At 65.7% G+C, this 7,201-nt stretch carries 6 protein-coding genes; 1 reads left to right on the top strand and 5 read right to left on the bottom strand.

Annotated features, from left to right (window positions below; translation table 11 throughout):
* From QN358_RS18325 to QN358_RS18315, 3 genes are all read right to left on the bottom strand, one after another.
* A partial coding sequence (locus tag QN358_RS18325; RefSeq protein WP_323513213.1) for a methionine ABC transporter permease occupies positions 1-577 on the bottom strand: 577 nt, incomplete at its 3' end.
* Positions 574-1,602 (bottom strand): methionine ABC transporter ATP-binding protein, encoded by a 1,029-nt coding sequence (locus QN358_RS18320; RefSeq protein WP_136643571.1) that lies wholly within the window; start codon positions 1,600-1,602, stop codon positions 574-576. The genes QN358_RS18320 and QN358_RS18325, both read right to left, overlap by 4 nt.
* 8 nt (positions 1,603-1,610) lie before the next feature.
* Positions 1,611-2,447: a MetQ/NlpA family ABC transporter substrate-binding protein gene (locus QN358_RS18315; RefSeq protein WP_323513212.1), complete on the bottom strand. Its 837-nt coding sequence runs from the start codon at positions 2,445-2,447 to the stop codon at positions 1,611-1,613.
* Positions 2,448-2,801: 354 nt separating this feature from the next.
* Between QN358_RS18315 and QN358_RS18310 the strand changes: the two genes are divergently transcribed.
* Positions 2,802-4,139: an LLM class flavin-dependent oxidoreductase gene (locus QN358_RS18310; protein WP_136643582.1), complete on the top strand. Its 1,338-nt coding sequence runs from the start codon at positions 2,802-2,804 to the stop codon at positions 4,137-4,139.
* Positions 4,140-4,188: 49 nt separating this feature from the next.
* On the opposite strand, the gene QN358_RS18305 is transcribed toward QN358_RS18310, so the two are convergent.
* Both QN358_RS18305 and QN358_RS18300 read right to left on the bottom strand, forming a co-directional pair.
* The gene (locus tag QN358_RS18305; RefSeq protein WP_323513211.1) at positions 4,189-5,247 is read right to left on the bottom strand and encodes an isopenicillin N synthase family dioxygenase; all 1,059 of its coding nucleotides are present in this window, start codon (positions 5,245-5,247) and stop codon (positions 4,189-4,191) included.
* A gap of 58 nt (positions 5,248-5,305) precedes the next feature.
* Complete coding sequence (locus tag QN358_RS18300; RefSeq protein ID WP_323513210.1) at positions 5,306-6,598, bottom strand: sodium:proton exchanger; 1,293 nt, start codon at positions 6,596-6,598, stop codon at positions 5,306-5,308.
* Positions 6,599-7,201: the final 603 nt, after the last annotated feature.

The raw sequence follows: 7,201 nt of genomic DNA, 5'->3' as shown, positions 1-7,201 counted from the left end.
GGTAACCGTAGCGAAACGCGATGTCGCCGATGCCTCCGCCGCCGATGATGCCGGCCATCGCCGAGTAGTTCAGCAACGAGATCACCGAGGTCGAGAGCCCCAGAACGATGCCGGGCCGGGCCTCGGGCACGAGTACCTTCCAGACGATGGTGCCACGGGTCGCACCGAGCGACTTTGCCGCCTCGATGAGCCCGCCGTCGACCTCGCGGAGCGCGATCTCGACAAGTCTGGCGAAGAACGGGATGGCGGCGACGGTCAACGGCACCACTGCGGCGACAGGCCCGATCGACGTGCCCACCACCAACCGGGTGAACGGAATCAGTGCCACCATCAGGATGATGAACGGCAGCGAGCGCCCCACGTTCACGACGAAGCCGAGCACCGCGTGCAGCCCCGCCCCGAACCGGCGCGAGCCGAAGGGCGCCTCGAAGATTCCACCGCGGTCGGTGGTCACGAGCAGAACGCCCACGGGCAGGCCGACGACGATGGTCAGAACCAGCGCCATACCGATCATCTGAAAGGTCTGGCCGAGCGCGAGCCAGAGAACGGGAATCATCACATGCCAGTCGAAGGTCATCGAACCACTCCGCTCGAAGCGTCGGGCATCACGTCGTCGAGCACTTCGACGAACAGCCCGCTGTCACGCAGCCGGGCGATGGGGGCCTCATTGGATGCCCGGTCTCCCGGCAGCTCGAGCCGCATGCGCCCCACGCGGTGGTCGCCCACGTTCTCGACCGCGGCCCCCAGAATGTTGACATCGATACCGAACTCGCGCGACAGCGTCGCCACGATCGGCCGCTCGGCGAGCTCACCCGCGTACATCATCTCGACGATGGTGTGGCCCGGCGAGCCGTGGCTCTCGCCCAGCGGAAACAGTGCGTGCGAGATCTTCGACTTCGGAGTGTTGAGGAGGTCGATGACGGTTCCGTTCTCGACAATGCGGCCGTCGTCAATGAGGGCGGCCGAGTCGCAGATCTTCTTCACGACCTCCATCTCGTGCGTGATCAGCAGAATCGTGAGACCGAGCTTTCGATTCAGGTCTTTCAACAGCTGAAGAATCGAGTCGGTGGTCTGCGGGTCGAGCGAACTCGTGGCCTCGTCTGACAGCAGCACCTTCGGGTTGCCGGCCAGCGCGCGGGCGATACCCACACGCTGTTTCTGGCCACCCGAGAGCTCTGACGGGTACGCGGATGCCCGGTCTGAAAGCCCCACGAGCTCGAGGATCTCTGTGACGCGAGCCTCGCGCTCAGCCTTCTTCAGCCCCATGATCTCGAGCCCGAACTGAACATTCTCGCGAACCGTGCGGCTCGACAGCAGGTTGAAGTGCTGGAAGATCATGCCGATGCCCTGGCGGGCGGTTCGGAGTTCGCCATCGGAGAGCTGCGTGAGATTCTGGCCCGCCACCGTTATCGTGCCGGCGGTGGGTCGCTCGAGCAGGTTGACGCAGCGGATGAGCGTCGACTTGCCGGCGCCGCTCGCGCCGACGACACCGAAGATCTCCCCCTCCTCGACGTGTAAGTCGATTCCGCGGAGGGCGTGCACATCAGAGCCGCGGGAGTTCGCCCGGGGGTAGCTCTTCTGCAGGTTCGTGATGGTGATCATGGAGTCGGTTACTGGGCAGCGCCGCTGGCCGGGATGACCAGGCCTTTGTACTGTGCAGTGATCCAGTCCTGGGTCTGCTTCGAGGTGAGCAGCGCATACAGCTTCTGGATCGCGGCGTTGTTCTCGTTGCCCGACTTCACGGCCAGGAGGTTCGTGTACGGGGTTCCTGTGACGTCTTCTTTGTAGATCTGCTGTTCGCTGGTGAGCCCGGCGGGCAGCGCGTACGTGAGGTTGACGATACCGGCCTTCACGTCGTCGAGCGCACGGGGAAGGGTCGCAGCATCCAGTTCCTGGAACTGCAGGTTCTTGGGGTTCGTAGCGATGTCGGCGGGGCCGGCGGCATTGGGGTTCAGCGTGATGAGCCCGGCCTTCTCGAGCAGCAGCAGCGCGCGGCGCTCGTTCGTCACGTCAGACGGAATGCTGATCGTGTCGCCGCTCGCGATCGCGTCGAGCGAGGTGATCTTCTTCGAGTACAGAGCGAGGGGCGGGAAGTACACCTTGCCCACCGGCACGATGTGGGTGCCGTGGTCTTTGTTGAACTGGTTCAGAAACGGCAGGTGCTGGTAGAGGTTCGCGTCGAGTGAGCCGTCTTCGAGCGAGGTGTCGGGGGTGATGTACTCAGAGAACTCGCTGACCTGAAGGTCGAGGCCCGCGGCAGCGGCCTGTGACGACTCGACGTAGTTCAGAATGTCGGTGGCGGGGAAGGAGGCACCGACTTTCAGCGTGGTGACACCCGAGGCGTTGGTCTCGGGTGCTGAGGCGGTCGCCGTACCGGCGCAACCCGCAGCGGTGAACGCGACGGCCGTGGCGATGACGCCGGCGAGCAAGAGTTTCGTGGTGCGCAAGGGAATGCTCCTTATGGGGGCAGGGCTGGGCTGGTGAGGTGCGGGAAGGGGTGCGGCAGCGCTGCAGAACTGACGCGGCTGTGACGCATCGGCGGCGAAGTGCTCGCTTTTCGAGAGTAGAAGAGCGGGCCGCGAGCGCCAAAGTATGTTGCGTCAAGCTACGTCGCGTTACGTTCAGCCGGCCATCGGGAGAAGAATTGGGCCAGCAGAAGCACTGACGCCCGCGAGATCGGCCGGTACCCGCTGCACGCTACGCTGCCGAACCCTCGGTCTATCGTTGAATCACCGCACAAACGCCACGACCGCCGCTCAGAAAGCACCACTGTGAAGCCCCTGCATTTCGCCGCCTTCGTCATGAACACCAACTCGCACATTCAACACGGGCTCTGGCGGCACCCCGCTGCACAGCAGGCCGACTTCAACGATGTGCGACTGTGGATCGACCTCGCCAAGACGCTCGAACGCGGGCACTTCGATGCGATGTTCTTCGCCGACGTGGTGGGGCTGTACGGCCCGGTCAACGGTTCATACGAGGTGAACGCTCGCGAGGGGCTGCAGATACCGTCGAACGATCCGGCCGTGCTGCTGTCGGCGCTCGCGGTGAACACAGAGCACCTCGGGTTGGCGTTCACGAGCGCGGTGCTGCAGGAGCATCCATTCGATTTCGCACGCAAGGTCTCGACGCTCGACCACATTTCGAACGGTCGCATCGGCTGGAACGTGGTGACCAGTTCGCTCGAGAATGCCGCTCGAAACTTCGGGTTCGACCGGCTGATGGAGCACGACGAGCGCTACCGCTGGGCGCAAGAATACATGGATGTCGTCTACAAGCTGTGGGAAGGCTCGTGGGACGACGGCGCGCTGCTGAAAGACAAGGTGAGCGGGGTCTACGCCGATCACACCAAGATTCACAAGATCAACCACGTGGGCGAGTACTACCAGGTCGAGGGGCCGCACCTGCCGTCTCCAACGCTGCAGCGCACGCCGGTCATCTTTCAGGCTGGGTCGTCGCCCGCTGGCCGCGCGTTCGCCGCCCGAAACGCCGAGGCGCAGTTCATTCTCGCGCCCACCCCCGAGATCGCCCGCACGACCATCGACGAGACCCGGGCGCTCGTGGTCGAGGGCGGCAGGCGACCGGATGACCTGCAGTTCTTCCAGGGCCTCACCTTCGTCATCGGCAGCACAGAAGAAGAAGCCAAGCGCAACGAAGCCGAGATCGACGAATACATCTCCACCGACGGATTTCTCGCGCACATCAACCTCGGCCTCGATCAGGCCACGGGCACGCCGCTCGACCCTGACATGCCGCTCAAAGACATCAAGCACGAGGGCGGGCAGTCGCACACGGCGTGGCTGCGTGCGACGATGACCGACCGCGAGCCCACCATTCGTGATCTCGCGAAGATCACCGCGCGCATCCGGGGCCGCTTCGTGGGCACACCCGAGCAGATCGCCGACCACCTGGCGGTGTGGCAGCAGGCCGGGGTCGACGGCATCAACGTGATGAACTGGACCATTCCGCAGTCGTACGAGCTGTTCATCGATGAGGTCATGCCGGTGTTGCGGGCCCGGGGGCTCGCCAAGCAGGAGTCGGCGCCCGGCACGCTGCGGCAGAAGCTGTTCGGCCGCGACCAGCTGTCGGAGTCGCACTACGGGCGGCAGTATCGCGGGGCATTCGGCGACCGCTCGTAACGGCCGCGGCCAGCCCGCCCCGCCCGGGCCTGCCCTGCCCGGGTGGCCGCTAGCGGTTCTGCAGGAGCTGCGGCTCGGCGGCGGGGGCGGGGGCGGGGGCGAGCAGGTCGGCGTGGTGCACCGCCGCCACGTTCGGGTGGGCGCGCAGGCGGTAGCGCAGAGCATTGTCGCCGTAGGTCTCGAGAATGGGGCTGTTGTTCGGGTCGACGGAGAGACCGCGTGCCTCGACGGCTAGTTCGGGCGCCAACTCGAGGCGCGGCATCGCGCTGTCGAGCGCCGGGTTGAAGAAGAACGGAATCGAGATACGGTCGTTGCCGACGAGCGGCGACATGACGCGGTGCAGGGTCGCCTTGAGGTAACCACCGGTGGCAAGCTCGAGCATCTCGCCGATGTTGACCACGAACGAGCCGGGAACCGAAGGGGCGTCGATCCACTCGCCGCCGTGCTCGACCTGCAGGCCGCCCTTGGTGGGCTCGACCAGCAGCAGAGTCAGAACACCCCCGTCACGGTGTGCGCCCACGCCCTGCTTGGGGTCGGGGTTCGACTCACCGGGATAGCGCACGATCTTGATGAGCGAGAACGGGCGCTCGGCAAAGGCCTCGTCGAAGATGTCGGCCGGCGACCCGAGCGACTCGGCGAGCGAGCGCAGCAGCGTGAGGGCAACCGTGCTGAGCTCGGCGTTCCAGCGATCGACCGCGGTGCGAAACTCGGGCAGGGCGTCGGGCCACAGGTTCGGACCCTCGAGACGCCAGTAGTCGTCGACGCCCGGGCCCGGCTCGACGGCGGGGCGCTCGACACCCACGTCGATCTGCTCACGCCAGTCGATGTCGCCGTGGGTCAGCTCGCCGCCGACGCGGGTGTAGCCACGGAACTGCGGGCTCTTGACATTCTCGATCGAGAGCTTGTCTTCGATGGCAAGCTCGAAGAACTGCCGCGACAGAGCAAGAATCTCGTCGGTCAACTGCTGGGAGACTCCGTGCCCCACCAGATAGAAGAACCCCACCTCGTGCGTGACCTCGCGCAGTTGGGCGCGAAAGGCGGCGGCTTCATCTGCGCCCTTGTCGAGGCGCGAGAGGTCGAGAATCGGAAGGGTTTCAAGGGCAGTCATGAGGTTCCTCAGTCGAAAGGCGAATGCGTGCTTACAGTTCAACGCTAGCGGCGCCGATTTATTGCACCGACTTTGTTACCTGCTCCTCTGACCGCCGCGCTTCCCGCTCCACATCGCATCGTGGATGCGGGGGCGCGGGGGCGCGGAAGGGTGCCGCGAGGGTGGGCATGATGTCGCAGCGGTGCAGAAATAAGACCACGAGGGCGATCACGATGTGGATGGCGCTCAATACATAGCGGCCCGTTGTGTCGGTGACGACGAACTGCACGGCGAACAGGGCCACCAGCGCCACAGCAGACCAGCGGTGAAACCGCAGCGCCACGATGATGGCCACGCCCATCACGGTCTGGCTCGCGGTGAGCACGAACTCCTCGACCTGGCGCGGGTCGAGCGCGAGGTCGGTGCCGCCACCACCGAAGAAGTGGGCGATGGGCAGGGAGCCCACCAGCAGGGTCCACTGGTTGATCTTCGAGGCGATGAGCGTGCCGATGGCGGCCGCGCCCATGCCCCGCAGCGCGAACAGCACCGCGATGATGAACTCGGGCGCCTCTGAGGCCAACGGCGCGAGCCACTGCACGAGAAAGTAGCTGTCGATGCCCAGCGAGCTGCCCGAATCGACCAGTGCGGTGGCGAACGGCTCAGCCGAAGTCAGGATGATCGCGGCCGACACCACGAACATGCTGATCACCGTGGCGCGACGCCGGGTGGTCGGCATTTCTGCGATGTGCCGGGCCGTGCCGACGAACTCCTCTTCGGCACCGCCGCCCTGCGCGCGGCCGGCCTTCCAGAGGTAGCCGACGAAGATGGCGATCAGCACGAAGCCGAACCACATGGCGATCTGGCCCATCACAGGAATCACGAAGGCAAGCACGGCGACGATGGCGAGAATGCCGATGTCCATGCGGCTGGAGCCAGGCAGGGTGAGCACGCGGGGCAACGATGTGCCCTGTTCACCGCGGGCTTGTGAGGTACGCCGGGCAACAAAGAGGGCGACGAAGACCACCAACGGCCATCCGAAACCCAGCAGCAGACGGTTCGATCCGGTCATGTTGGCCGCCGCGAACTGTTCGTACGCCACGTCGGAGCCGGAGCGGAACGCGTAGTAGAGGTCGACGGCGTACTCGGGCAGCACGGCGATCAGCGCCAGAATGGCGATGGCCAGTGCGCCCGAGATGTCTTTCTGGGCGGCCTCGGCGGCCCACGCGAGCATGAAGCTCGCCGCGACGACGGCCGCACCGAAGACGAAGAGGTCGATGACAGGGTTCGGTGCGAAGCCGGTGAGACGAAATGCGATCGCCGGGCTGGCAATTGCGAGGCACAGAACGATGCGGCGCAGAAGTGATGCGGGCACGGTGAATCCTTCGGTCGGGCTGCGGCGCGCACGCCGAAGACGCCGGCCGCAGGAGGGGCCGAAGGTCTCGTTCACCCGTGCGCTGCCCGGGCCAATGCGCCGGGCTGGTCATCGTGACCGCCAGTGTGTCGACGCACCGATACGCTGCCAGGTCGTGCGGCAGCGAGCGGGAACTACTCCCCTTCGATGCCTCCACCCTGCCACAGAATTCGGGCCCGATCGATACTTCTGCATAGATACGTGGGAGCGTATTTCGGCGCTAGGTGGGGCGAACTCTGGGGCTCCGGATGCTCAACAGCCGGGTCGCGTGCTGCGACCGTCGCGGCTGCTGTCGCTCGTGCTGTCGAGTTGCCCCAGATTGTCGCCCGGCTGATCTCCGAACGACGTTCTGGGGCAACTCGACCGAGCCACGTCGCCGACGGGGCGAAAGTGGGCGGCCGCCAGGGTGCGGGAGCAGGAGCGGTCAGGGCGCGGCGGGGGTGGCCCAGGCGTCGCGGGCGGGCCAGTCGGCGAAGGATGCGCGCGGGAGGGAGGCGTCGAACGAGATGCCCGCGGGGCCGAGTGCGCCCTCGGTGAGCGACAACCTGTCTCTTATACACATCT

The organism is Subtercola sp. RTI3, from assembly GCF_035018625.1.
In the GTDB taxonomy this organism is placed as follows: domain Bacteria; phylum Actinomycetota; class Actinomycetes; order Actinomycetales; family Microbacteriaceae; genus Subtercola; species Subtercola vilae.
The sequence above is the reverse complement of the archived record's forward strand: the minus strand, read 5'-3'. Positions and strand labels throughout refer to the sequence as shown.

Bases quoted from the DNA above. Each gene is read 5' to 3' on its own strand.
- QN358_RS18305 (WP_323513211.1), bottom strand. From the start codon at position 5,247: ATGACTGCCCTTGAAACCCTTCCGATTCTCGACCTCTCGCGCCTCGAC.
- QN358_RS18320 (WP_136643571.1), bottom strand. From the start codon at position 1,602: ATGATCACCATCACGAACCTGCAGAAGAGCTACCCCCGGGCGAACTCC.
- QN358_RS18310 (WP_136643582.1), top strand. From the start codon at position 2,802: ATGAACACCAACTCGCACATTCAACACGGGCTCTGGCGGCACCCCGCT.